The sequence below is a fragment of the Micromonospora sp. NPDC050200 genome, from assembly GCF_040656135.1.
Taxonomy (GTDB): domain Bacteria; phylum Actinomycetota; class Actinomycetes; order Mycobacteriales; family Micromonosporaceae; genus Micromonospora.
The window spans coordinates 1-21376 of the sequence record NZ_JBFALG010000015.1; the positions used below are offsets into that span (position 1 = coordinate 1).

Genomic DNA, 21376 nt, shown 5'->3' on the forward strand with positions numbered 1-21376 from the left:
TCGGCCAGGGTTCGGTCGGCGGCAGCCTCGACGGCTGGTCCGCAGCTGACGTCTGTCCGGTCCTGAGCCTACCCATGATCACGTGCACGGATCTGCCGCCGAGCGGGCGCGCCGGAAGGCAGGAACGACGTCATCCTCCGACGAGGTCTGGCGCAGGCATCGGCTCGATCGCCGTGCACGCACATGCCGAATTGAGTACGCCGTCTGTCGGCTGGTGTCGTGGGCTCGGTCTCCGGTCCTCTCAAGAACTGTGGGCGACCTGGTGTGCTCCGAGGTGCTCGACGACCTCCGTTCGCGGCATTAGAACGGATGAGCGTACCGAGGGCCTTTCCTGCGGTCGTAGATCTCGCGCAGCCAGGGCTGGCGGACCTCGGGCAGCCGGGCCAACGTGGAGAGGAACACGTCCCGGTCGGGTCGGAACGGCCCGAATGGCATCAGCGGCGGAGGGTCGTCGCGACGGGCGTCGTCGGGGATCGTGCCGGCTCCCGGTACGGGCCTGCGGTCGTGATGGAAGGCCAGATACGCCCAGACGTCCCAGGAGAGCGGCACCATGTCTGCTGTCTGGGACGGCGCCCAGTGCTCGCCGGTCTGCGGGTGTTGCGGGACGAGGGCGAGGTCAGCGGTGATGGCAGGCAGGCCGGGTCCAGCCAGGGTTAGGGTCTTGGTCGGCGGTCCCGGCGGGAGCAAAGCGTCGAGCACTCGGCGGAAAGTGTCGGCGACAAGGCCGTCAGGGACAGTTACCCGGGTGCCGGCCGACACGGCCAGCAGGCGGGCCAGCGCTGCCGCGACGGCGGCCGCCCACAGCGGGTTCCACTGCCCAGGCGGCTCGACCGGCGGTATTCCTGGCCGTTGCTCTCGCAGTGCCTCCCAGCCGGCCGTCCGATGGGGGGAGGCGTCGCCGGTGACAGGGTGGACCGCCTCTGGGTCCAGCCACACCGCCTGCCAGAACCCGCAGTCGTCGATGCGGGTCGCCACCGGCCGTCCGCATCGTGCACACGCCAGATTGAGGCCGTCTCGGCCGTCCAAGCCGCAGCAGTGGCCACCGGACCGCTCCGGCATGAAGACGGTCCCGCGGACGTCGCCCGGCGCGACCACGACAGCTCCTCGAGGCCCCCACGACAGCGCGTACACCGGCGCGTACACACCACGGGCTTCCGCCTCAGCCGTACCGACCTCGGCCCAGGGCCGCCACGGCGGTCCGAAAGGATCGGGATGCACTGCGTACGTCCGGGGCTCCATCAGTACACCGAGCAACCCGTGGCCGTACTGCTGGCCGGCGTGGATAGGAAGCGCCACCCGCGATACCGGCACCGTGAGCGTGGCACCGCAACCCCCGCACGCGAACACCGTCATGCAACCCCCCGAGTGCTCACGCCCAAACTATCTTGCAGCGCAGCCCACGTGTTCACCGCGGTTTACCGGAAAGGCCACGTGCACGCTGCTGCCGCCGTCCGCGCATGCTGACCGGCCGAGGCCACCACGCTCGGTAGCTGGCCGCCGAGTTGGACGGCTTCCGGACATGTCGAGATCAGCGCGTCGCTGTGTGAGGGATGCGGCGCGTTGGGAAGGTTCGATAATTCGTTGCTCGCTTGTTGGAGCCGGCCGTCCGGCACGCACTCGGTGCGGCGGGTGCGGGTCCGGACCGTAGCAGCGGGTGAAAGGGATAAATGGCTTGCACAGGCGCCGGGCTGAGCGCTTGACTGCTCGCCATGCCTTCCCCCTCACCGATCTTCGTTGCGGGTACGGGTCGTTCGGGAACGTCACGGGTCGCCGACATCATCGGCGAACATCCGCTGATCCATCGGATTCCCATGGAGACCCGGTTTCTCATCGACCCGGGTGGCCTGCGGGACCTGGCCGACGCGCTCACCGATCGATACGACCCCACCGTCGGTGAGGACGCCCTGCGCCGGCGGAGCGACTTCCTCACCGTACGAGTGCCCGGCCGGCGCGACGATCGCGGCAAAACCGTTCCCGAGCTGGTCGGCGAGCGGCGCTACCGGGACGCGGTGCAACAGCTCTGGCCGCAGTTGATCGCGTACACATACGACGAACCTGCGCTCGCGGAAGGCTTCGGGAACGCCGACCGGCCTGCCGGGCCGTTCGGGCCGCTGAGCCGCCGGCGGGTACTTCCCAGGTATTTCAGCGACCGGGGCGAACTGCTCGGAATCTTGCGGGGCCTGATCGACACCATGTTCGGCGGAGCAGCCGCCGACGCGGGCAAGCCGACCTGGTGCGAGAAGACACCGTTCAACCTGCTGTGCATGGAGTTCCTCTGGGAACTGGTCCCCGAAGCGACCATCGTGCACATCAAGCGTCATCCGGTCTCAGTGCTCGCATCCCACCTGGCCCAGCCATGGGCGCCGCCCACCGTCGACGGCGCGCTCGCCTACCTCAAGCCGGTCTACCACCGATGGCTCACCTGGAAGAACACGGTCGACCTGACGGGCAGGCGATACGTCGAGGTGAAAGCAGAAGATCTCGCAGCCGACTGGCCCGGGCAGCGCCGCGCCTTGTTCGAACGGCTCGACGTCGACGACTTCGCCACCCCTTCAACGTTCCAGTCGCACAAGCTGACGAACCGCAACGACCAATTCGACGACGAAACCCGCGAGTTCATCGAAGAAGCACTCGGCAAGGTCATCCCGGCCATGGGATATGAGTGACGGCTCTGGCTCTCCACCTTGACGGCGCCGCGTCGCGCCCCTCGAACGCCCGGTAAACGCTGCTTCAGCCGAACCGCATCGCAGACCACTCGTTCCTAACTTTCCGGCCGTCTCTTGAGCCCGCGCTTACGAGGTTGTGCACGATTAGGACCCGGTGATGCTGTCTGTCGGGTTTGGTTGTTGGTGGGCTACCGTTCGGCGCTGCGGTCGGAGACCAGGCTGGCGATGGCAAGCATGGTGTCGTTGAAGTGTTCACGGCGTCCGATGTAGCGCTGCAGAGGCCGCCACGCCTTGGGTTCAGCGATGGCGTGTTCCACACAGATCCGTTGTGAGGACTGGGATTTACGCGCAAGGTGTATTCGGCCCGCTGGGCGTTGGTGGCGTCCGCCGGTGGTTTCTTCGGCGGGGCGCTGATCTGGTCGCTGAAGTCGCGGGCCAGGCCTTGGTAGCCGGAGTCGACCCTGGCCCGGACTGTCGGGTACTGCCGTAGCAGGTCTTCGATGCCCTCGGTGCGTAGCGCGGTGGCGTCGTGCATCCGCCCTGGCCGGGTGGCCCCGCACCACAGCAGCCGCCCTCGTTCGTCGCTGATCACGGTGGGTTTGATGGTGTTCTGTTTCTTCTTGCCCGACACGAACGCCCGCCGTCCAGGGCGGTTGGCCTTGGGTCGTCTGACCTGGACCTCGGTGCCGTCGATGCGTAGCTCGACATCGTGGGCGGCGGCGTAGGCGAACACGTCTGCGAGGGTCTTGAGCCGTAGGCCGGGCTTGCCGGGTACGGCGAAGCCCCGGGCTGCCAGCAGCGGCCGGATCTCACCCACCGCGCGGGTGATGGTGGACCGGTCCACCTTGTACAGGAGGGCGACCGCGGCATGTGGCAGTTGCAGACGCAGACAGGTCAGGGTGGCGATGACCCGGTCGGTGAATGCCAGCTCGCGCCCTGGCCCGGCTCCGGCCTCACGCAACCGGTCGCCTCCGCGGCGTTGGCGCAGCCTGGACTCCTGCTGGGCGGCCCACGGGTCGGCCAGCTCGATGATGAGCTTGCCCAGCCGACGACGGTCGATGCCGGTGAAGATACGATGAGACAAGGCCGCGCGGGCCCATCCTGACGTCACAATCAAGATCGTCCCGCGCGGCCACCTTCATGATCAAAGCAGGTTCCGCCATCTATCGCGCACCAGGTCGTTATGGGCGGGTGCACGCTTCTGCCGCAGAGCGCTCGCTACGCACCGTGATGACCATTGATTGGAGCGGACGCACGGTCATCGGACCTGCCGGGAAGCCGCCGCTGGAGCTGGCGGCACGTCGGTACCGTGACCCGGTGACCCTCGTTGACGATCTGCGGCGTTGCGCCGATGCGTCGGGAGGTCCGCTCGCCAGGCTCGACGCAGGCGGTGACCGCTTCGGTCCTGTCGCTGCGATCCTGTCCGGCTCGGGCGGATACGTCAGTGTCCGCCAGCGGGATCACGATGGTTACACGGTGCCTATCTGGGCTGGTGACGAGCTCGAGGCCTGGGGGATCACGCCGAGGTTGGACGACATCGTCACCACCATGCGCAGCTGGCAAGCCGGCCACGCGGTGCAAGCCCTGACCGAAGCGTCGCCATACCTGACGACCGTCGATCAGCAGACCGCTGTCGACATCCTGTGGGGCCTGCTCTCTGGCAACAGCGATCCGCACGTGAGCGCGATCGTCACTGCGGGGGCGGCCCATCCGGTGCTGCGCGCCCAGAGACCGTGGATAAGCCACGCCACCCTGCACCTGCTCCATCCCGGAGATCCTGCCGGTTCGACGCGCCGCGGCTTGGCGTTCCTGCCGGTCGATGAGGCCAGGTTCACGGTACTCGTATACGGCGGTCCCACTGGCCCCGTTCAAGACGCTGAAACGGCTGCGGCAACGGCGGCTGCGGCAGCCTCGGCGTGGTGATCGGACGGCATCCGCTCCTGCCGCACTGCGCGCGCTCATGCCGATGAGCGGAAGTGTCCCTTGTAGCGTTACCCGCGGCACGAAAGCCCGTCGTAACCCTGCCTAAGCCCCCGGGGCGGAACGGTCGACATGACTCCTCGCGACGCGATGAACCAGGCACTGAAGGGTGCAGTCCGCGAACACCTGCGACCGCGAGGGTTCACCGGTGCAATGCCGCACTTCCGCCGCCGCTCGTCGCAACAAACTTGCCTGCTGAGCATCCAGTTCTACTCCTCGGGTGGCAGTTTCGTTGCCGAGGTTGCCGAGTGCGGACCTGACGGTTACGAGACCAGCTGGGGAGAGCGAAAGACTCCCCAGAAGGTGACTGCACAAGACATACCCGATCCGCGACTTCGCCTCGGCAGTCCGAACTTCCCCGACGGTGACCATTGGTTCATCTTCGGGCCTCGAAACTACGAACCCGGCGCGGCAGTCGTCCATCCCCGTGAGCGGTATGACGCCATCGCGACACACCTCATCCAACTCATCGACGAGCAGGCGGAACCCTTCTGGCGTGAGCAACTGGATGCCCGCACCTCGGCGTAGAAATCTGGCTCTTCTAGCAGGCGCTCCAACGTCCGGTCATGCCGCAGACCGCGCGTCACGCAGCGTGGTCTGGCGAGCCGCGCGATCCACGGCAGGTGCCCTGGCCGGGGGCAGCATCTCTAACTCGGGCTGACCGCTCCACGCACCGCGACCGCGATGGCGAGCCAGACGACGTACGCGACGACGCTGACGCCAACCATGATCAGCGCCTTGACGACGGATGGGGTCCGGGTGCGGGCGTCGGCCAAGTTCGCCACGAAGCCCAGCGCTCCGATCAGTCCACCAAGGGCCCCACCGACAGCGACCAGCAGGATCGGCAGCGGGGCCAAGACTCGCAGGACGACCGGTACCGAGGGCCCGGTCCGATGCTGGACGCCGTTGACCTCCACCGTCGGGTAGGGGTCAGCGAACGCGCTGCGTACAGTGGCTTCGACCGCACCACCGGCCACTGCCGACAACGCGTACTGGCGCTTGCCCGTCCTGGGGGCCGGCACTCCGCCGACGGTGACGGCAGTGCGGCCCCAGAAGGCGTTGGTAGTAACGACAATCGGGCCGGCTACGCCGTCGATGCTGATAGGTTCCGTGTTCACCGACATGATCGTAAGAAGCGTGCTCAGCCGCGTCTACCCCGTCTACTCGGAGGCCTCGCCCGGTCACCGAAGCGGCCATGCCGCCGCTCCGGTCGCGTGCGCGCCCGGCGTGTCCCATGCCAGAACTCGTCGCACGCTTGGTGAGATGGGAGTCTCAGGCTCTGGCGCGAACCTGGTGATCGGCGTTTGTTGATGCCGGTCGGCGAGGAGGACCAAGCGGCGGAGTAGGTCGGGGTTGGCTCGGCCGCACATCTCCCTTTTGATCATTTTGATGCTTGCTCGACATTGTGCTGCACAAAACCGCCGGGCGCGGTGACTCGTCGATTCGGCATCCCTCTGGATCATCCCGGAAAGACGGCTTCACAGCGCCTCGGGCATCCGGATCTGCCGCCGGGCGGAGCGCACCGGGCAGACGGCCCTCCGTCACCGTCCGCAAGGATGCCCTGCTGTCGCCGGCTCACGCCGAGGTGAGGGCGTTCGTGAGTGGAAGTTGGCAGGTGGGCGTCTGGTCACGTCGGCGTGCGGGTGTTCAGCTCGGTGATCTGCAGGCCCCAAGGCCGAGCGCCCTGGAATCTGTTCTTCCACAGCCCGTGCCGGACGAGGAACACGTACCAGTCACCGTCGAACGGCTCGAAGACAAAGCCCTCGGCGTCGTCGTTCATCGGAACACGCCCTGGGCACCAAGCGAACCCAGCGCCCCGCGCCATGCCGGGGTCACGCACCCCGAACAACACGCAGCCTTGTGCTCGGCTGATGGACTCGAACGAGTAGAGCCCCACGTCTCCATGGCCTAACGAGGGGGTAGCCGCCTCCTCCACGGCCACTCGCTCCAACTCCGACCGGTGCACCGAGAACGTCGCGCGCCCAACCAGGTCACCCGACGCCGCCGTCCAGCTCGCCGCGAATACGGTCGGCACCAGGAGCAGGGGCCACAACCGCCCCAGACGGCGACGACGAGGCCGAGGTAGCGCCACGACGTTCGACACACCCACCACCAGCCACGCCATGCCGACCAGTGACCAGGCCACCAGTGCCGCCACCAGGACATCGAAGTAGCCACCGGGCACGCTGACGCCCCAGAGCAGCAGCACCGCCGGCGCCACCACTGCAGCCACCGGCGACCACGGAGACCTCCACCACCCCACCGCCACCAACCCCCTTAGTCAAAGGACCCTGAGCGCCCTCCGGTGGTCATGACGGCACCGCCGCCGGCCCACCAAGGACGGCTTGAAGTGGCACCACCGGGGGTGGCCCTACAACGAGTTCGATGAAAGTACCTATAGAGGCAGGTGACCACCCCCTGACGGACACGCTCGCATACCGAGAACAGTGCGTCGCTATCTTGTTCGTGGATCATGGGGAGGGGATCGACGTGGCTCTACTGATCGACGCAGACATCCTCTTATGCCGCTGACCGGGCGTCACGGTACGTGACAGAGACGCACCAACGCTGGGCGCGCGGTCGTGCCGAGATGAGTGCCTTTCCCTTTGTGGCAGGCGCTGTGCGGCCCGGGGATCGGCGAGGTGATCGAGCCGAAGTTCAGCGCGTGCAGCTTGGCGGCGGTGAGGTTGTGCAGGGCCGGCACCTCGGGCACCAGCGCGCAGAGCAGCACCGTCTTGATCAGCTTGTCGAGCTGGAACTGCTGGTGCCCGGCGGCCTGCTCCTCGCCGATGCCGTTGGGGTTGAACAGGATCGGGCGCAGCTTCTGGGTGTAGAGGGTGCGGGCGGACTGGAAGAGCTGCATGAGTTTGGGCCGGTCGGGCAGCGAGGGCGATCTCGCCGAACCGGCCCTGGACGCTGCGCATGACGTGCGCCAGGGCTTCACGCTCGGTGCCGCCGACCTGGGGGCCGAGGAAGTCCTCCAGGTTGCGCTGCTGGGCGACGAACGAAATCAGCGGCAGCGGCCGGGTGGCGTCGGCCGACTCGACGAGCTTGTTGAGCTTGGCGCCCTCGGTGTTGACGAAGGTGTGGTCGCTGATCTTGGTGGAGAGCCAGAGGATCAGCTCGTCGAGGAAGAGCACCAGCGCGTCGTACCCGAGGGCCCTTGGCGTGCCGGGTGATCATCGCAAGGCCGGTGTCCAGGTCGAGGTACTCGCCGCTGCGGACCGCGCCGGTGAAGAACGTGCTGGTCAGCGCGCTGACCAGCCGGTCCCGCTCGGCGGTGCCGGGCGGCGCCGCCGCGGCGGCGGCGTAGCTCTGCGGGGTCCAGCCGGCGGCCCGGGTGACCAGGGCGGCGAGCCCACCACCGCCGGCCGCGGGGGCGCCGCCGCCGTCGTGCAGCGCGGCGATGGACCGTTTCGACCGGGCCGGCCTGCCGGGCGGGTAGTCCCACGCTCACCACAGCCGCAACCGCCGGGAGCACTCGCGGCGATCAGCGCTGCGCCCGGGCGTCTTCCTTCCGCCCGGCCACCGGCCCCGTTACGCCCCGCCCGGCGCCCCTGCGGGCCAGCAGGTCTTCGGCGATGAGCAGCCCGGCCGGGATGAAGCCCAGCAGGAAGCCGCTGGGACCGATGAGCAGCGCGCACCCGGCCGCCCAGCCGCCCAGTGTCCAGCCGACGTAGGCGGGCGGGCGTTCGCCGCGCTGCCCCAGCCGCGCCACGAGGAGGCCGAACAGGACCAGGGGGACGACGAAGCCCCCGGGCAGCGCCCAGAACATGGACAGGGGCGCGTCACCGCCTTCGCCCGAGCGCAGCCCGCCGGTGAGCCACTCGCCCCAGTAGGGGTGGGGCAGGAAGACTGCGGTGTGCAGGATGCCGATGGCCGCCATCGATCGTCCGGCGCCGATCGTCAATCGCTTCTTGGTCATGTCCCCAGCCTTCGCCTCCTGCCCGGGGCCGCGCCTCCCCCGGGAGAGCGGCCCCGGTCCCTCGTGGGAGGAACAATGCGCATGGGCGCGTGCCGGGGCGTGCGGCGATCCGCGGCCGACCATGCTCACCGCGGCCGGAACCGCCGGGAGCACTCGCCGTCGTGGTCGGGCCGGAGCAGGCACCGCCGGCCGCCGGGCATGAGCCGGTCGCAGAAGACCCAGTGGCGTACGTTCTGGCTGTCCTCGGGCGAGACGGTGGTGCCGCCGGGGTCGGTTTGCGGCAGGATGTGCGTCCAGTGCGCCACCACCCGTGCGAGCCGCTGGGCGGAGACCAGGTCGCTGACGACCACCGGCAGGTGGATCACCCACCGCTCGCTCACCGGTCGTACCCGCGCTCGCTGCGGGCCCGGGCCTGCTCGGACTGCCAGCGGCGCAGCGCGTCCTTGACCCGGTCGGTCTCCCGCCGGCTCTGCGCGAGCGCGTCGTAGACGACGGCCAAATCACCGGCGACCCGGTCGAGGAACTCAAGCACCTCCTGCGGGTCGAGCCCGCGCCGGCCCAGCGGGGTCGGCCGGAACCGCCGCTCGCGCACCTGCCACGGCCGCAGCGGATGGTAAGCCGCCGAGCGGTAGCAGGTCGGCCCGCTGACCGACCGCTGGCGACGCCGGACACGCCGGAAGAAGACGCGCATGACAGGACCTGCCTCTCACCGTCGAGCTTGACCTGTGGATGGGGTGGGCCCACCGGCCCGCCGCGCACCGGCGGACCCACCCCGGCACCTGCCACCGCAGCCTGAAGATCAGCAGCACGACAGCAGGGCCAGTCGAACAGTCCGGAAGCGAGCATTTTTCGTCACTCAGCCGATCCGCGACCTCACTCATCGTGCAGCGAGCCACGCCCTTTGCGCAACTCCCGATTAGGGACAATGTCGTTGCGATGTCGGTCCTCTTCCGGAACACTGACGACCATGACTGGAAGTCCGACTGTCCGACGTCGACGCCTGGCCGCAGCGCTGCGTCGCCTCCGCGAGCAGACCGGGATGACCGCCGACCAGGCCGCGAAGGAAATCGGCATCTCGAAGTCCGCCCTGAGCCGGATCGAAAATGCCCAGGTCTCCGTGATGCCACCGGTCGCCCGCGGTCTCCTTGAGCTGTACGGAGTGGAGGGCGAGGAGATCGACGCGCTGGTCCAGGTAGCGCGAGACGCCCGCAAGCGCGGCTGGTGGCAGGCGTACGACGATGTGCTGCCGGAATGGTTCGAGGTCTATGTCGGACTGGAGGCTGAGGCGTCGGAGATCCGCGCCTTCCAGCCGCAACTGATCCCCGGCCTGCTTCAAACAGCCGACTACGCCCGCGCCGTCATCCGTGCCGAGCACCCAGACGCCCCCACCGAGGAGGTGGAGCGCCGAGTCGAGCTGCGGATGCGCCGCCAGACGAGCGACACCCCGCCGAATCTCTGGGTGGTGCTGGACGAGGCGGCCCTGCGGCGGCCGGTTGGCGGAGCGGAAGCGTTCAAGGCCCAGTTGCGCCGACTGGTCGAGGAGGCCGAGCAGCCCGGCAACACCCTCCAGATCCTTACCTTTGCCGCCGGCGAGTACGGTTCGATGGGCAGCGCCTTCAGCGTGCTGGCCTTCCCGGAGCCTGCCGACCCGGGGGTTGTCTACATCGAAACCCGCGCGGGTAGCCTCTATCTCGAAGGCCAACAGGTCAGGGAGTACAGCCGCGTCTTCGAGCACCTGGTCGCCACGGCGGCGAGCGCTCGAAAGTCGCGCGACCTGATCCAGGGGGCGATCAACGAGCTATGAGAGGACGGCGCGCGGTGGAAGAGCTCAACACGGCCCGCGTGACCTGGCGGAAGAGTACCCGCAGCAACGGGTCCGGCGACTGTGTCGAGGTCGCCGACAACCTGGCGGGCAAGATCGGACTGCGGGATAGCAAGGACCCGATCGGACCGATCCTCGCGTTCAGCCAGGCGGCATGGTCGCACTTCGTCGCCGGCGTCAAGCACGGGACGTTCGCCAACTGAGTTTCAACCCTGAGGGAGTGCCGTCCGGTCGGGCAGCACCCCCTCAGGCCGAACCAATCGGTGCGCCGGTTTACTCGGCCGCTGGCGCGGAAGGCCTTCTCAGCCTCGCCAGCGCGCGCAAATACTCGTCTTCCACAATCTTGTCGAACGCTGCAGGCTTTGCACCGGCGTGCACGACAGCTCGCGTCAGCCGAGCATGTTCCCAGAACTTCAAACCGATCTCGGTACTGAACACGTCAGCCGCCAGCAATCCCCTTACCTGACTCTCGGGGATTCCACCGAGCTGCCAGGTTGAGGCCCAGTAGTTCAGGATGAGGTTGATGTACGCCCGACTCCTCCGCGACTCAGGGTCAGAATCGCCTGACGACAGCGACCCCCAGCACTCCATCAACGAGGGGTCATCTATGGCCATCTTCAACAACATCGCATGCTGGTCGCGCTGCGCGTATTCCAACGAGATTCGCAGTTGCCTGTTCTGAATCATGGATGTGGCGACCACCCCGACCAGGGCAAGCGCCGAAACAAAAACGGAGACCGAACCATACGCCTGCCCGATATTCGCTAAGCGAACCCAGTCGGTCTCCGAGCCAGAGATGTAGCCTATCAAGGGTGGCGACACAACTATCCCGAATCCTCCCAGAAGAGTCACAATCACCGCAATAGCTATTCTGCGCCTGCCACCCATCATTCACGCAAGAATAGTTCACTTATTTAGATGGATCAAGATCCGATTGATACCGGGCTATGGCAGATCTGGCACACGCGCGGAACACCCGGCAGGTTCAGCCGGCGCGGGTCAACGCGTGAAGAACGACTTCGGCGGCCCAGATAGTTTCGCTGGAGTTCGACGTACTGGCAGATGATCGCCAACGAGTCAGAGCGTGACGCCGCTGTAGTGCGGGACCTGGCAGTCCTCGTACCCGCCGTACCCGGTGAGCAGCGTCGGGCCGGCGGGCGAGTGCGGATCCCCCACCACGAAGTACGGCACCTGTGTGCCGTCGGCGGAGGTGGCGAAGAACTGGTGGACCGCCAGGCCGTCCGGGTCAAAGAACGTCGGCTCCCGCTTCAGTGCCTCGACCGCGCCGCCGACCTGTCCGAGCCGCAGCGTCGCAGACTGGAGGAACCCTGCCGAGGCGAGCAGGTAGGCGTCGCCGTGGTCCGGGTCGGTGTCCACGATCCAACTCTGGTCGTCGTCCGGCAACCCGGCGAGCGGCTCCCGCCGCCAGCCCGTCTCGCCGGGCGTCAGCACCTCCAGCCGGCTCTGCACGTCGACGAGGGTGGCCAGGATCAGGTGGTTCCGGGTCCAGACGTGGTAGCTCAGCGCCGTGCGGTCGTCCGGCCGGAACAACACCGCCAACTCCCGCCCGCCAGCGAGGAATTCGTCGAACCGGGTCGCCAGCAGCGCCCCCGCCGGATGGGTCACCCCGCCGACCGCCCACGGCGAGCGCAGCCGGATCAGCAGCCACTCCCGGTGTACGTCCCACTCGGCGTCCTCCGGCACCGCGATCCGGAGCCGCTCGCCCGCCTCCGTCAGCAGATAACTCTCGCTGCGGTAGAAGTCCAGGCTGCAGCCCACAAAGTCGCGCTCAAACCCGGGTGTCGGGTCGTGCGAGGCGCCCACGCCCACGTCATCGGCACGGCCCTCGTAGACGACCTCAGCCTCGGCCAACGGCGTGCCCCGCCGCCACCGCTTGGTGATGCGCGGGTACCCGGAAGTGGTTAGCGACCCAGGCCCGAAATCGGTGGCGACGTAGATGTGGTCCGCGTCGATCCAGCAGACATCGCACTTGGCCTCCGGGAGCGTGAAACCGTCCTCGACGAAGGCACGGCGGCCCAGGTCGAACTCCCGCACCACGACCGCGTCCGCACCGCCCCGGGACAGGCTGATCAGGCAGCGCTGGTAGCCGGGACGCAGGACCGTCACTCCGCTCCAGACCCAGTTCTCACCCTCCTCGGCGGCCAACGCATCGACGTCGAGCAGCGCGTCCCAGTCCGGCTCGGACCGGCGGTACTGGTCGAGCGTGGTCCGCCGCCAGATCCCCCGCGGATTCGTCGCGTCCTGCCAGAAGGCGTAGAAGAAGTGGTCGCCGCACCACCCGGGGTAGGGAATGCGATCGTCGGCGTCGAGCACCTGCCGGATCTCGGTCCGCAGGGCGGCGAACCGCTCGCTCCCGGCCAGCGCGGTTACGGCCTCCGCGTTGCGGTCCCGCACCCACCCGGCGGCGTCCGCACCATCAAGATCTTCCAGCCAGAGGTACGGGTCGTCGTTCTCATCGATCAGCGTGGCCACTTCGCAACTGTCCCCGACGACTGACCCGCATCCATGTCCAGCGTCAGGATGGCGACTCAGGCATCCCGGGATGCGACGCGGGAGACTTCAGCCGTGTCCCGGACCACCGTCGTCGGCGAAGAACTCGGCGGCCCTGGACCGGATGTCTACGTGCTGTCCTATCTGCTGTCATGTCGCGGCCACCGGCAACACATCAGATACCTTCAATGTCAGCCCGGCCGGCCCAGCGGTCGGGCTTTCATCGGAAGAAGGAGCACCCGTGCGAACGGTACGACTCAGGCTGGCCACGACCAGCCTGGCTGTGACAGCGATCGCGGCGACCATCCTGGTTGCGCCGGCCCCGGCTCTTGCGGCCCCGACGACCATCCACGCCGTTCAGGGCACCACGCGCAAGTCGCCCCTGAGCAACACGACCGTGACCGTGACCGGAATCGTGACGGCGATCCGCTCCGGCGCCGGATTCTGGATCCAGGACGCCAACCCGGACGGCGACTCGCGTACCAGCGAGGGCCTGTACGTCTACACCGGTGCCACGCCGAAGACCGCCGTCGGTAACAAGGTCACGGTGACCGGGCGGGTGTCGGAGTTCTACCCGGGCGGCTCGTCGGCCGGTGGCCAGTCCATCACGGAGCTCACGTCGGCGTCGTGGTCCACCGTGTCCACGGGCAACCCGCTGCCGGCGCCGGTAGCGCTTACCGACGCGCTGATCCCGAACGCCTACACCGCGACCGGCAACCTGGAATCGCTCACGCTGAACCCGTCGGCGTACGCGCTGGACTTGTTCGCATCCCTCGAGGGTATGCGGGTCGAGGTGGGCAACGCCCGGGTGGTCGGCCCGACCACCCCGTACAACGAGCTGTGGGTGACCGCGAAGCCCAACCAGAATTCGACCCCGCGGGGTGGCACCGTTTACGGGTCGTACTCGTCGCAGAACTCCGGCCGGGTCAAGGTGAAATCGCTGCTGGCCAGCACGTTCCCGCAGGCCGACGTCGGTGACGTGCTCACCGGCGCCACCACGGGCCCGCTGGACTACGACCAGTTCGGCGGATACCTGATCGCCGCCACCAGCCTCGGCACTCTGCAGGACAACCGGCTGGCCGGCGAGCAGACCGCGGCGCAGGCCGCTGATCAGCTCGCCATCGCCACCTACAACGTGGAAAACCTCGACCCGACCGACCCGCAGTCGAAGTTCGACCGGCTCGCCGCCGGGATCGTTGCGAACCTGCGCTCCCCCGACGTCGTCGCCCTTGAGGAGATGCAGGACAACAGCGGCCCGACCGATGATGGAGTCGTCGCCGCCGATCGGACCTTCACCAAGCTGATCAACGCCATTATCGCCGCTGGTGGTCCCAGCTACGGCTACCGCCAGATCAACCCGCAGAACGGCCAGGACGGCGGCGAGCCCGGTGGCAACATCCGCGTCGGCTTCCTGTTCAACCCTGCCCGGGTGGCGTTCACCGACCGTCCCGGCGGCACCGCCACCGCCGCGACGACCGTGGTCAACAACGGTGGGAAGGCCCAGCTGTCGTACTCGCCCGGCCGGATCAGCCCGACCGACAGCAACTGGTCGGCCACCCGGAAGCCGCTGGCCGGCGAGTTCACCTTCCAGGGCCAGACGGTCATCGTGATCGCCAACCACTTCAGCTCCAAGGGTGGCGACCAGCCGCTGTACGCCCGGGTCCAGCCGCCCACCCGCAGTTCGGAGACGAAGCGGCAGGCGCAGGCGAGCATCGTGAACACGTTCGTCAAGCAGATCCTCTCGGTGCAGCCCACCGCCCGCGTGGTGGTTCTCGGTGATATCAATGACTTCGAGTTCTCCACCACCATGGCCAACCTGGTGAGCGGCACCAGCCTCACCGACCTGGTCACCACCCTGCCGGCGGGCGAGCGCTACAGCTACGTCTACGACGGCAACTCGCAGGTGCTCGACCACATCTGCATCAGCTCGTCGTTCACCGCCTACGACTATGACGTCCTACACGTCAACGCTGAGTTCGCCGATCGGGCCAGCGACCATGACCCGCAGGTTGTCCGCGTGCGCGTCTGACCCGCCCGCGCCCGGGTCCCGCCGCTGGGCGGGGCCCGGCCGACGACTACTGGCCGACGCATCCATGTCCGCGCGCGTGTCGGCATGGCGACTCAGGCCGCCCAGGGTGCGAGGTGGGAGACTTCGGCCGTGTCCCGGACCACCGTCGAACTAGTGGCCGAAGCCGCAGGCGCAGCTCCTCGGCGGACATCACCGCGCCGCGGGCATCCAGCAGCGCCACGATCTCGTTACGCACCGCCTCCAGCGCCGGATTGCCCAGCCAGGTCCTGGCGTGAGTGTTGAGCGGCTTGCGTGCCGCTCCGGCTCAGCTCTCGCACCCTACCGTTCGCCTGCCCGATCAGCGGAAGGCCGCCGGCCACCACTCGGAAGGATGTTCGGTCGGCACGGCCAACCGGTCGGACGGTAACGCCGGCCTTGGCATGAGACGGCTTCCCGGGGGTATGACGGGGGCATGAGGGCGACCTTCCGGCTTGGCCGGATCGCGGGCGTACCCGTCGGAGTCAACTGGAGCGTCCTGTTCATCTTCCTGTTGATCGCCTGGGCGCTGGCGGCCAACCAGTTCCCCAGGGCCTACCCACACCGGCCCACCTGGGAGTACGTGCTCGCCGGGCTGGTCGCCGCGGTGGTCTTCTTCCTCGGCCTGCTGGCCCACGAGGTCTCCCACGCGGTGATCGCCAAGCGCAACGGCCTCCAGGTCGAGGGGATCACCCTGTGGCTGTTCGGGGGCGTCTCCGAGCTGCGCGGAGAGGCGCGTGATCCCGGCGCGGAGCTGCGCATCGCCGGGATCGGCCCGCTGGTCAGCCTGCTGGTCGGCGCCTTCTTCGGCGCCATCGCCGTGGTGCTCACGCTGGCCGGGCAGCGCGGCCTGGTGCTCGGCTCGCTGGCCTGGCTGGCCGGCATCAACATCCTCCTGGCGATCTTCAACGTCCTGCCGGCGGCGCCGCTGGACGGCGGCCGGCTGCTGCGCGCCGCGGTGTGGAAGGCCACCGGCGACCGGACGAAGGCGTCCGTGGTGGCCGCGCGGGCCGGCTGGGTCCTCGGCGCGCTGCTGATCGGCCTCGGGCTCGTGCAGTTCCTGACCGGCTTCGGGGTCGGCGGGCTCTGGCTGGCGCTGATCGGCTGGTTCCTGATCGGGGCGGCCGGCGTGGAGGAGCGCCAGGCCCGGATGGGCAGCGCCCTGCACGGGGTGCGGGTCGGCGACGTGATGACCCCGCAGCCGCAGACCGCCTCGGCGGACATGACGGTGGCCGACTTCATCGACCACTACCTCTTCGCGTACCGGCACTCGACGCTGCCGCTGACCGAGGACGGCCGGCCGATCGGCCTGGTCACCCTCGACCGGGTCCGCGGCATCCCCGCCGACCGTCGGGGCACCGCCACCCTGGGCGAGGTGTCCTGCCGGGCCGAGGATCTGGTACTCGCCCGGCCGGAGGAGCAGCTCAACGACCTGCTCCCCCGGCTCAGCCAGTGCGCGGACGGCCGCGCGCTGGTGGTCACCGACCAGCGGCTGGTCGGCATCATCTCGCCCAGCGACATCAGTCGCGCCGTGCAGCGCGGCAGCCTGCGCGACCAGATGGCCGGCAGCCGCCGCTAGGCCGCCCGGGCGCCGTCAGGCGGGCGAGGACGGGGTGGCCCCGTACACCCGCAGGACGCTCACACGCAGCGCGGCCTCGGCGGCGGCGGCGGACATCCGGCCGGCGGCGACCTCGTTTCCGGCGGCGTGCCCGAGGGCGACGGTGGCGGCGATCAGCCAGGCCGGCGTCACGGCCGGGTCGAACTCGCCGGCGCGCTGCCCGCGTCGGATCAGCCGTTCCAGCCGCTCGAACACCGGCACATGCAGCTCCACAGCGTCGGTCTCGGGGATGGTGCTCAGCAGCGGAAGCTGCTCGAAGGCCCGCCAGTTGACGTCGAGCAGCCGCAGCAGCGCCTCGACGGCCGGGCCCTGGTCGAGGTGGGCGGCGTCCATCGCCGCCACGACCTGCGCGGTGATCCGGCGCGCCACGGCGCCGAGCAGCGCGTCGCGGGACGGGAAATGGGCGTAGACAGTCTGCCGGGAGACTCCGGCCATGCTCGCCACCTCGTCCATGCTGGCGTGCGGCCGCCGTTCGCCGAGGATCCGGATCGCCGCGTCGAGGATGGCGACCACGCTGCGCCGTCCCTCGGCACGCATCCGTCGCGGCCGTTCTCCGGAATTCACCTCTGACACGCTTGTCAACGCTACACGGAAACCCTTAACCTTTACGGCATCGTCAAGGCTAAGGGGAAGCGACATGACAGCACTGCCCGGCAGCGACCTCGCCGGCTACCTACGGTCCTACGTACAGGAGATGGCCTTCGGCGAGGAAGAGCCCGCCGTCGTCCTGGACCGTTACCACACCCCGGACCTCGTCTGGCACAACGACGGCCTCCCGCTCAACCGGCAGCGGCTGATCGACCACGCCCGACCGGCCCGCCGCAACGCGACCGAATGCCGGCTCGACATCCACGACACACTGACCTGCGGTGACCGGGTCGCGGCCCGCTACACCCTGCACGCCGTCTCGCGTGGTCGCCCGGTGGCGAGCGACATCCACCTCTTCGGCCAGCTCGCGCCCGACGGTCGGCTGCGCCGCGTCGACACGCTCACCCGGACGCTCACCGTCAGGCAAAAGGCGTGACCGAGCACCCACGACTGGTCCCCGCCGTACGCGCGCTCGCGCTGCTCTTCACCGGCCTGCTCGCCGGGGCCTTCGGTTACGGCGCGGTCAACGTCGCGCAGACCTTCAAGGCCGTGCCGCTGGACGTCCGGCTCACCTTCCACACGGCGCTGATGAAAATGAACGGCCCGGTCATGCAGACCACGATGGGCCTGGCGATGCTCAGCTCGCTGGCACTGGCCGTGCTGCTGCGCGGCGCCGCCCGACGGCTGGCCGCCGTCGCGTCCGCACTGGTGGCGACCTCATTCCTGGTCACCCGGTTCGGAAACGTGCCGATCAACAGCCAGATCAAGGTGTGGGCCGTCACCTCGGCCCCGCCCGACCACGCGGCGATCCTGCGCCGCTGGGAGCTGTTCAACGACGTGCGGACCGTCGCCGCCCTGGTGGCGTTCCTGCTGCTGCTCACCCTGGTCACCCCGCTGGTACGGCAGGCGCGGTGAGAACCATCCACCGCGCCTGCCGGCGTCGCCAGCAGGCGCGGTGAGGTGCGGCCCGCCCCGCCCGGCTACAGCACGGTGTTCGTGACGGCCCGCTCCACCGGGATCCACAGCTCGGTGTCCACGTGCGCGCCGTCCTCCGAGATCCGGTTACGGGAGATCTCCGGTCCCGGCCGGCCCCGGTACGGGTTGGACGGGAACCACTGCGTGAAGACGTCCCGCCACAGCTCCTGCACGGCGGCCGGGAACTCGCCGGAGGTCTCGAAGACCGCCCACGTCCCGGCCGGCACGGTCACCTGGTCCAGGTCGGCCGGCGCGTCCGCCCCGGTGACCACCCCGTGCCAGTAGTCCAGCTCGGTGCCCTCCGCCCGGTCGCTGCCCAGCCTGTCGCTGACGTTGACGATCCCCGCCGGCTCCTGGTCGGACAGGGCCGCGATCCGGGCCACCGTCTGCTTGTCGATGCTCCGGATGAACTCCACGATCGCCGGGTTCATCCCCTGGTGCACCAGGGGCACCCGGGCCCGCCGGCCCACCAGCCGGAACTCCGGCTTCTCCACCACGCGGTACCGCATGCTGCCACTCCCTTCGACGACGAGGCGGAAGGACAACCGCTGCTGGGAGCGCAGCACCGCGCCGGTCCGCCGGGCCTCACCGGGCCCGACCCCGTGCAGCGCGCGGAACGCCCGGGTGAACGCCTCGGTCGAGCCGTACCCGTAGCGGACCGCGATGTCGAGCAACGTCCGTTCGCCGGCCATCACCTCGGCGGCGGCCACGGTGAGCCGCCGGCGGCGGACGTACTCGGACAGCGGCATGCCGGCCAGCGCGGAGAACATCCGCCGGAGGTGGTACTCCGACGTGAGGGCGATCCGCGCCAGGTCGGCGACCTCGATCCGCTGGTCGAGGTGACGCTCGACGTGGGCCATGGCCTCGTTCAGCCGCTCCAGCACCTGGTCTCCTTCCCGTTTGCCGAGATCCACGCTAGGCAGCCGGGCGCGCCCGTACCCGACACCTCGTGCCCGCTTCGGTCGGGGGCTGCGGAGAGTGGTGTCCGTCGGCGCGGACGCCGCGCGCCCGGTTGTTGCGCTACGGAGAGTGGTGCCCGACCGCCACACACTGCTGACCGTCATGCCTGTGAGTCAACGCCCGGCCCGACCCGCCCCGGGGGTACGCCGGCTCAGCGCGGGAAGTAGCGGTCGAGCAGGTCGGTGCGGAACGTGCCGGTCGGGTCCAGCTCGGTCAGCAGGGCGGCGAAGTCGGCGTACCGGGGGAAGGCGGCGGCCACCGACGCCGGGTCCAGCGTGAACACCTTGCCCCAGTGCGGTCGGGGCGCGAAGGGGGCCAGCCGGTCCTCCACCTCGGCGACCACCGGCAGCACCGCCGCCGGGTCGTCGACCCAGGTGAAGTGGACGGCCAGGCTGTCCCGCCCCTGCTGGGGGCTGAGCCACAGGTCGTCGGCGGCAACCGTGCGCAGCTCACCGACCTGGAGCACCGCGGCGATCCGGTCCCGCATCCCGTCCAGCGCGGCCAGCGCCCCGGCCGCTGCCGCGCGGGGCAGGTGGTACTCGGACTGGAGCTCGTCGCCGCTGCTCGGGGTGAAGCCGAGCCGGAAGTGCGGCAGCCGCTCGTGCCACGGGCCGGGCTCGCCGAGCTGGGCGGTGCAGGTGACCGGGTCCAGGCCGGGTACCGGGTGCAGCGGGGCGTCGGCGGCGACGGTGCCCAGCCAGTCCGCCGGGGGCGGCGGCTGGTCGGCGAGCTGCTTGCGCCAGACCTGGTCGATCCGGGACGACCGCCAGGAGGTGAAGCCGCTGACGCTGTACGCCGAGGCGAACGCCGCCTCGATCCGGTCGGCGGGCAGCTCGCGGCGGACGTACTGGCGGATCGCGAAGGTCGGCACCACGTCCAGGGTGACCCGGGTGACGACGCCGAGCGCGCCGAGCGACACCACCATGCCGGCGAACCGGTCGCCGTCGGCCCGGCCCACGGTGAGCAGGTCGCCGTCGGCGGTGACCAGTTCCAGGCCGGCCACCGCGGCGGCCAGGTTGCGGTTGCCGTCGCCGGAGCCGTGGGTGCCGGTGGCCACCGCCCCGGCCACCGAGATGTGTGGCAGCGAGGCCAGGTTGGCCAGGGCCAGCCCCTCGGCGTGCAGGCGGGCCGCCACGTCCCCGTACCGCAGGGCGGCGGCGACGGTGACCGTGCCGCGCTCCCGGTCGACCTCGACGGTGCGCGGCAGCCCGGTGAGCGAGACCAGGTCGCCGGCGGTGTCGCCGAGCCGGTTGAAGGAGTGGCCGGTGCCGACCGCCCGGACCCGGTCGCTGCCGGCCACCAGCCGGCGCAGCTCGTCCACGCTGGCCGGCCGGTGGAAGCGGCGGGCCGCGTACGTGACGTTGCCGGCCCAGTTGCGGCGGGGGACGTCGGTCACGAGGCGTCCTGGTCGGCGGCCTCGTCGGTCAGCGCCGCGGCGAGGGCGTCCAGCGCCTGGTCCACCTCGAGGGTGCCGTAGCCGCGCAGGTCGACCGGCAGGCCGGCCTGCCGGGCCTGGGCGATCTCGGACCCGGCCGTTCGGCGTCGCGTCGGATCGCCCGAGGCGAGCGCCTCCTGCCCGCGCCGGATCAGCGCGTCGACCACGTCGACCCGGTAGCCGCGCAGGCCGAGGGTGAGGTCGGGGTCGGGGAACGCGCCCCGGCGCAGCGCGCGGGCGTCGAGGAATCGGTCGCCGGCGTACCGGGCCAGGGCCGTCGCGATCTCCTCCGGCGACTCCCGGATCCCGGCGAGGTCGAGCAGCTCGACGGCCGGCCGGTCGTCGAGCGGGTGCCGGGCGTCCAGCGGGCCGATGCCGGCGCCGGTGGCCGGCACGGCGAGCAGGCGCGGGGCGGCCGGTACGCCCGAGCGGGGTGCCGGCTGGTCGAGCACCACCGCGGCCAGCTCCGGCCAGCGGATCGCCCGGCGCAGGCCCGGACGACGGACGGTCAGGCCGTCGGCGTCGACGACGAAGCGGAACGGCCGCAGCGCGCCGACGAGCACCACCACGCCGAGCGCGATCCCGCCGAGGGCCACCAGGGTCCGCAGCAACCCACCGCCGTCACCGACCGTCAACAGGACGATCCCGGCCAGAATGCAGATCGCCGGCAGCAGGTGCCGGCCCGGCCTGCGGTGCAGTTCCACGTCATACCCCCGTCGGTGACCACCGTGTGCATCATCCGGCACGGTTGTCGTCGCCGTCCACGGGGAAACAGGGCTCCATGAGCAGCTACCGCGACCCCACCCTGCACGGCGACCCGACCGCGCCGGTGCCGGCGCCCACGCCCGAGCC

General features: G+C 69.7%; 24 protein-coding genes. 10 read left to right on the forward strand and 14 right to left on the reverse strand.

Annotated features, from left to right (window positions below):
• Positions 1-300 precede the first annotated feature (300 nt).
• Positions 301-1353, reverse strand: coding sequence for a hypothetical protein (locus AB0I41_RS12660; RefSeq protein ID WP_357105679.1), 1053 nt, complete (start codon positions 1351-1353; stop codon positions 301-303).
• Between the two features lie 584 nt (positions 1354-1937).
• Here AB0I41_RS12660 and AB0I41_RS12665 point away from each other — a divergent pair.
• Positions 1938-2666, forward strand: coding sequence for a sulfotransferase (locus tag AB0I41_RS12665; protein ID WP_357105680.1), 729 nt, complete (start codon positions 1938-1940; stop codon positions 2664-2666).
• A gap of 64 nt (positions 2667-2730) precedes the next feature.
• On the opposite strand, the gene AB0I41_RS12670 is transcribed toward AB0I41_RS12665, so the two are convergent.
• A complete protein-coding gene (locus AB0I41_RS12670; RefSeq protein WP_357105940.1) occupies positions 2731-3777 on the reverse strand; it encodes a transposase family protein in 1047 nt (348 codons plus the stop codon).
• Positions 3778-3983: 206 nt separating this feature from the next.
• Here AB0I41_RS12670 and AB0I41_RS12675 point away from each other — a divergent pair, with 206 nt between their 5' ends.
• A complete protein-coding gene (locus tag AB0I41_RS12675; RefSeq protein WP_357105682.1) occupies positions 3984-4589 on the forward strand; it encodes a hypothetical protein in 606 nt (201 codons plus the stop codon).
• Between the two features lie 129 nt (positions 4590-4718).
• Positions 4719-5174 carry a DUF4304 domain-containing protein gene (locus AB0I41_RS12680; protein WP_357105685.1) on the forward strand — a complete coding sequence of 152 codons (456 nt, stop codon included), beginning with the start codon at positions 4719-4721 and terminating at the stop codon, positions 5172-5174.
• A gap of 119 nt (positions 5175-5293) precedes the next feature.
• Here the strand turns inward: AB0I41_RS12680 and AB0I41_RS12685 are convergent, their stop codons facing one another.
• The 3 genes from AB0I41_RS12685 to AB0I41_RS12695 form a co-directional block, all read right to left on the reverse strand.
• Entirely contained in the window at positions 5294-5764 is a 471-nt protein-coding gene (locus AB0I41_RS12685) for a hypothetical protein (protein WP_357105688.1), read from the reverse strand.
• Between the two features lie 509 nt (positions 5765-6273).
• The gene (locus tag AB0I41_RS12690) at positions 6274-6879 is read right to left on the reverse strand and encodes a hypothetical protein (protein WP_357105689.1); all 606 of its coding nucleotides are present in this window, start codon (positions 6877-6879) and stop codon (positions 6274-6276) included.
• A 306-nt stretch (positions 6880-7185) separates the two neighbouring features.
• On the reverse strand, positions 7186-7509 hold the full coding sequence (locus AB0I41_RS12695; protein WP_357105692.1) for a hypothetical protein: 324 nt from the start codon (positions 7507-7509) through the stop codon (positions 7186-7188).
• On the opposite strand from AB0I41_RS12695, the gene AB0I41_RS12700 reads away from it, so the two are divergent.
• The gene (locus AB0I41_RS12700) at positions 7508-7825 is read left to right on the forward strand and encodes a hypothetical protein (RefSeq protein ID WP_357105695.1); all 318 of its coding nucleotides are present in this window, start codon (positions 7508-7510) and stop codon (positions 7823-7825) included. The two genes, AB0I41_RS12695 and AB0I41_RS12700, sit on opposite strands and share 2 nt — an antisense overlap.
• A 311-nt stretch (positions 7826-8136) precedes the next feature.
• Here AB0I41_RS12700 and AB0I41_RS12705 read toward each other — a convergent pair whose 3' ends face one another.
• From AB0I41_RS12705 to AB0I41_RS12715, 3 genes are all read right to left on the reverse strand, one after another.
• A complete protein-coding gene (locus AB0I41_RS12705) occupies positions 8137-8571 on the reverse strand; it encodes a hypothetical protein (RefSeq protein ID WP_357105697.1) in 435 nt (144 codons plus the stop codon).
• A gap of 125 nt (positions 8572-8696) precedes the next feature.
• Positions 8697-8951 carry a hypothetical protein gene (locus tag AB0I41_RS12710; RefSeq protein WP_357105700.1) on the reverse strand — a complete coding sequence of 85 codons (255 nt, stop codon included), beginning with the start codon at positions 8949-8951 and terminating at the stop codon, positions 8697-8699.
• Positions 8948-9262 (reverse strand): DivIVA domain-containing protein, encoded by a 315-nt coding sequence (locus AB0I41_RS12715; RefSeq protein WP_357105702.1) that lies wholly within the window; start codon positions 9260-9262, stop codon positions 8948-8950. Before AB0I41_RS12715 ends, AB0I41_RS12710 begins: the two co-directional genes overlap by 4 nt.
• 276 nt (positions 9263-9538) lie before the next feature.
• Here AB0I41_RS12715 and AB0I41_RS12720 point away from each other — a divergent pair, with 276 nt between their 5' ends.
• Both AB0I41_RS12720 and AB0I41_RS12725 read left to right on the forward strand, forming a co-directional pair.
• Positions 9539-10375: a helix-turn-helix transcriptional regulator gene (locus AB0I41_RS12720; protein WP_357105705.1), complete on the forward strand. Its 837-nt coding sequence runs from the start codon at positions 9539-9541 to the stop codon at positions 10373-10375.
• Between the two features lie 14 nt (positions 10376-10389).
• Entirely contained in the window at positions 10390-10596 is a 207-nt protein-coding gene (locus AB0I41_RS12725; protein ID WP_357105708.1) for a DUF397 domain-containing protein, read from the forward strand.
• 70 nt (positions 10597-10666) lie between these two features.
• Here AB0I41_RS12725 and AB0I41_RS12730 read toward each other — a convergent pair whose 3' ends face one another.
• Together AB0I41_RS12730 and AB0I41_RS12735 are read right to left on the reverse strand one after the other, a co-directional pair.
• Entirely contained in the window at positions 10667-11284 is a 618-nt protein-coding gene (locus AB0I41_RS12730) for a DUF6082 family protein (protein ID WP_357105711.1), read from the reverse strand.
• Between the two features lie 186 nt (positions 11285-11470).
• On the reverse strand, positions 11471-12886 hold the full coding sequence (locus AB0I41_RS12735; RefSeq protein ID WP_357105714.1) for a hypothetical protein: 1416 nt from the start codon (positions 12884-12886) through the stop codon (positions 11471-11473).
• A gap of 259 nt (positions 12887-13145) precedes the next feature.
• Here AB0I41_RS12735 and AB0I41_RS12740 point away from each other — a divergent pair, with 259 nt between their 5' ends.
• Positions 13146-14933, forward strand: coding sequence for an endonuclease/exonuclease/phosphatase family protein (locus tag AB0I41_RS12740; protein ID WP_357105716.1), 1788 nt, complete (start codon positions 13146-13148; stop codon positions 14931-14933).
• 451 nt (positions 14934-15384) lie between these two features.
• On the forward strand, positions 15385-16527 hold the full coding sequence (locus AB0I41_RS12745; protein ID WP_357105719.1) for a site-2 protease family protein: 1143 nt from the start codon (positions 15385-15387) through the stop codon (positions 16525-16527).
• A 15-nt stretch (positions 16528-16542) separates the two neighbouring features.
• On the opposite strand, the gene AB0I41_RS12750 is transcribed toward AB0I41_RS12745, so the two are convergent.
• A complete protein-coding gene (locus AB0I41_RS12750; RefSeq protein WP_357105722.1) occupies positions 16543-17139 on the reverse strand; it encodes a TetR family transcriptional regulator in 597 nt (198 codons plus the stop codon).
• A gap of 64 nt (positions 17140-17203) precedes the next feature.
• On the opposite strand from AB0I41_RS12750, the gene AB0I41_RS12755 reads away from it, so the two are divergent.
• Entirely contained in the window at positions 17204-17590 is a 387-nt protein-coding gene (locus AB0I41_RS12755; protein ID WP_357105725.1) for a nuclear transport factor 2 family protein, read from the forward strand.
• Complete coding sequence (locus tag AB0I41_RS12760) at positions 17587-18069, forward strand: anthrone oxygenase family protein (protein WP_357105727.1); 483 nt, start codon at positions 17587-17589, stop codon at positions 18067-18069. Before AB0I41_RS12755 ends, AB0I41_RS12760 begins: the two co-directional genes overlap by 4 nt.
• Positions 18070-18134: 65 nt before the next feature.
• On the opposite strand, the gene AB0I41_RS12765 is transcribed toward AB0I41_RS12760, so the two are convergent.
• The 3 genes from AB0I41_RS12765 to AB0I41_RS12775 form a co-directional block, all read right to left on the reverse strand.
• Complete coding sequence (locus tag AB0I41_RS12765) at positions 18135-19013, reverse strand: AraC family transcriptional regulator (RefSeq protein ID WP_357105730.1); 879 nt, start codon at positions 19011-19013, stop codon at positions 18135-18137.
• Between the two features lie 227 nt (positions 19014-19240).
• Positions 19241-20485, reverse strand: a complete 1245-nt coding sequence (locus AB0I41_RS12770) for an FAD-binding protein (protein ID WP_357105732.1) — start codon at positions 20483-20485, stop codon at positions 19241-19243.
• A complete protein-coding gene (locus AB0I41_RS12775; protein WP_357105734.1) occupies positions 20482-21228 on the reverse strand; it encodes a hypothetical protein in 747 nt (248 codons plus the stop codon). The genes AB0I41_RS12770 and AB0I41_RS12775 overlap by 4 nt, the downstream gene beginning before the upstream one ends.
• Positions 21229-21376: the final 148 nt, after the last annotated feature.